Annotated in this window: 2 protein-coding genes; both read left to right on the top strand. The window is 65.9% G+C overall.

Annotation, left to right across the window (positions count from 1 at the left end):
- Nucleotides 1-2,547, top strand: a 2,547-nt coding sequence (locus EN914_RS29600) for a hypothetical protein (protein WP_127232029.1), incomplete at its 5' end; no start/stop codon positions are given.
- Nucleotides 2,548-2,769: 222 nt separating this feature from the next.
- Nucleotides 2,770-3,192: ribulose-phosphate 3-epimerase (locus EN914_RS29595; RefSeq protein ID WP_164779001.1), on the top strand; the 423-nt coding region annotated here is incomplete at its 3' end.

Raw genomic sequence — 3,192 nt, 5'->3', positions numbered from 1 at the left:
AATCCACCTTGGGTCTGCGTACCCGGAACCACCCCGATGACCTGCACCTATCCGGTGACCACGCTCAATCCGGGGGCCTCCGTCGACCTCAAGCTCGGCTTCAAGCCGGCCGGAGGCTGGCAAGGCGGTGCTTTACGCAACTGCGCCACCTACAATTATGGCGCCAGCGGCAAGCCGCTGTTCGGCAGCCAGTCGAACGATCGCGGCTGTGCCTCGATCCCGATCTGCCGGCGCGGCGACCGTGACCGCGACTGCCGGCCGCCGGTGGAGAAGAAGGTCGACCTGATCCTGAAGAAGCGTGCCCGCGTCCCGGTCTGCTCGGCCGACGGCATCTGCACCTTCGTGATCGACATCATCAACAACGGCAGCGCCACCTACAATGGACCGCTGACGGTGATCGACAGCTATCCGGGCGGCGCGCCGTCGTCCTCGACCTTCGGCCCGAACCCGCCCTGGACATGCGGACCGAACGGCCCCGGCCAGTTCCGTTGCGACAATGCCGGCATCTCGCTGCCTGCGGGCGCCTCGACGCCGATCTTCGTGAAGGCGGTCATGCCGGCCGGCTACCAGTCGGACACTGTCGAGAATTGCGCTGAGGTGAAGCCCATCCCCGGTGAAAACGACCTCACCAACAACAAGGCCTGCGCCAAGGAACGCTTCCGTCATCCCAATGGCGGCAAGCCGACCCTGCGCATCACCAAGGTGTGCAACGGCTCGCTCGCCGGTGCCGCGGTCGTCTCTTGCCGCATCACCGTCATCAGCCTTGGCACCGCTGCCCCCACCGGTCCGGTGCGGGTCAACGATGCCGCCACGTTGGTGGCCGGCGGCGCGCCCGTCCAGATCCAGACCGTCACCCCTGACGGCGCGGAATGGGCGTGCGGACCGGTTCCGGCCAATGCGCTGTCGTGCCAGATTCCCGGTGCCGTCATGACACCTGGAACCAGCCGCCACTTCGACGTGACGGTCTCGGCGAATGGCGCGTTCGAAAACTGCGCGCGCGGCTCCTATGGGCCTGCGCCGGGCGACGACGTCGTCTATCCCTTTGGCCAGGCCTGCGCCAAGGGCGGCGGTTCTTCGACCATCCGTGTCGAAAAGACCGGCGACCGCGAATGCAGGCTCGGCCAACCCTGCTCGTTCGAGATCACCATCACCAATGACGGAGCGACCGCCTTCTCCGGGCCGGTCCGCATCGGCGATGCGATCGGCGTGGAGGGGCTCGGCAGGCTTGAAGGCGTTGAGATCACCTCGATCGATCCGCCCTTCGGCTGCTCGCCGGAACCGGCAACCTTGCCTGCGTCCTGCATTGCCAACCTGACGCTCGGCGCCGGCGAAAGCCGGGTACACCATGTCACCGTGGTCATTCCCGACGACGGCCGCCTGGCCAATCTGCAGGGCAATGTCAGCGGCCAGAATTGCGTCGGCGTGCTGTCTCCCGACACACGCGTGCAGGGCGGTGGCGACGTGCTTGTCGGCGATCAGACCAATGTGCAGGGCGATCGCGGCAAGGCCTATGCCTGCCATCCCTTCACCATTAGCCAGGAGACGAGGAAGGAATGCTCGCAAGGCTTCGTCATGAACGATGCCGGCCGCTGCGTTTGCCCCGAAGGCACCACCTACCGCAACGGCCAGTGCTCGCCGGGCGGTGGTATCGTGCCGAAGCCGGAACAGCCGAAACGCTGTGTGCTGCTCGAGGGCCAGATCCGCACCGAGGACGGACGCTGCGTCTGCCCACGCGGAACCGGGCTCGAGAACGGCAGGTGCGTCAGGACCGACAAGCCCGAGCAGTGCACTATCCGTGGCCAGGTCCACAATGCGGATGGCGATTGTGTTTGCCCCAGGGGAACCGAGATCAGGGGCAATGCCTGCCGCCCGATCCAGCCAAAGCCGGAGCAATGCACGATCCGTGGCCAGGTCCACGATGCCGATGGAGACTGTGTCTGCCCGCGAGGGACCGAGGTGCGCAATGGCGCCTGCCGTCCGATCCGGCCGAAGCCTGAGCAGTGCATCATCCGTGGCCAGGTCCACGACGCGGACGGAGACTGCGTCTGCCCGCAAGGCAACGAGGTCAGAAACGGCGCCTGCCGCCCGATCCGGCCAAGGCCTGACCAGTGCACCATCCGTGGCCAGGTCCACGACGCCGACGGCAATTGTGTCTGCCCGAGGGGTACCGAGGTGCGGGGCAATGCCTGCCGGCGCAAGCAGCCGACGCAGGAGCAGTGCGACGTACGCGGCCAGGTCCACAACAAGCGCGGCGAATGTGTCTGCCCGCGCGGCACCGAGGTGATCAACGGCGCATGCCGCAGGCAGGAGGTGGAATGCGCACCGGGCTCGCAGATGATCGATGGCCAGTGCCAGCCGATCATCAGGAGGCGCTGCCCGGAAGGCACCATCGGGCGCTACCCGAACTGCCGGGCGGTCCGCGGACAACCGTCGCTGGAGCTGAACCCCGGCCTGCTGCTGCAGCAGGTGCTGCCACGGCGCAGGCCGCAGGTCGAACAGCGGCAGGATCAGGTTCCAGACAGAATCCTGAAGCTCCAGCAGCAATAACCACCTGCTCGACACGAGACCAGAAACCCCGCCGGAGCAATCCGGCGGGTTTTTCTTCGCAGCTGTGGGGACAAGCGGGAATTGGCCGTAGCATGATCGCGGATAACGGCACGCGTCCCAGCCTGCGCGTCGACCGCGCCTGCACCCTCGACAAGTCGGCTGCGGCGCATTAGGCAGTCGATAGGGTGGCCAACGAGAAGGACACTCGGAAAGGCCGCATCCATGAGCAGAGAGACCCTGATTGCACCATCGGTGCTGGCATCGGATTTTTCCAAACTCGGCGATGAGGTCGAAGCGGTAGCGGCAGCCGGCGCCGACTGGATACATCTCGATGTTATGGACGGGCATTTCGTGCCCAACATCACCTTTGGCCCGCCAGTGATCAAGGCGATCCGCAACCGCACCAAGGCCTTCTTCGACTGCCATCTGATGATTGCCCCGGCCGACCCCTATCTGGCCGCTTTCGCCGAGGCCGGCTGCGACGGTTTGACCGTCCATGCCGAGGCCGGCCCGCATCTTGACCGCTCGCTGCAGACCATCAGGAATCTTGGCAAGAAGGCCGGTGTGTCGCTCAATCCGGCGACGCCGGAAAGCGTGGTCGAATACGTGCTCGACCGGCTCGACCTGATCCTGATCATGACCGTC

Origin of the sequence: Mesorhizobium sp. M7A.F.Ca.CA.001.08.2.1 (genome assembly GCF_003998455.1) — a bacterium.
Taxonomy (GTDB): Bacteria; Pseudomonadota; Alphaproteobacteria; order Rhizobiales; family Rhizobiaceae; genus Mesorhizobium; species Mesorhizobium ciceri.
The sequence above is the reverse complement of the archived record's forward strand: the minus strand, read 5'-3'. Positions and strand labels throughout refer to the sequence as shown.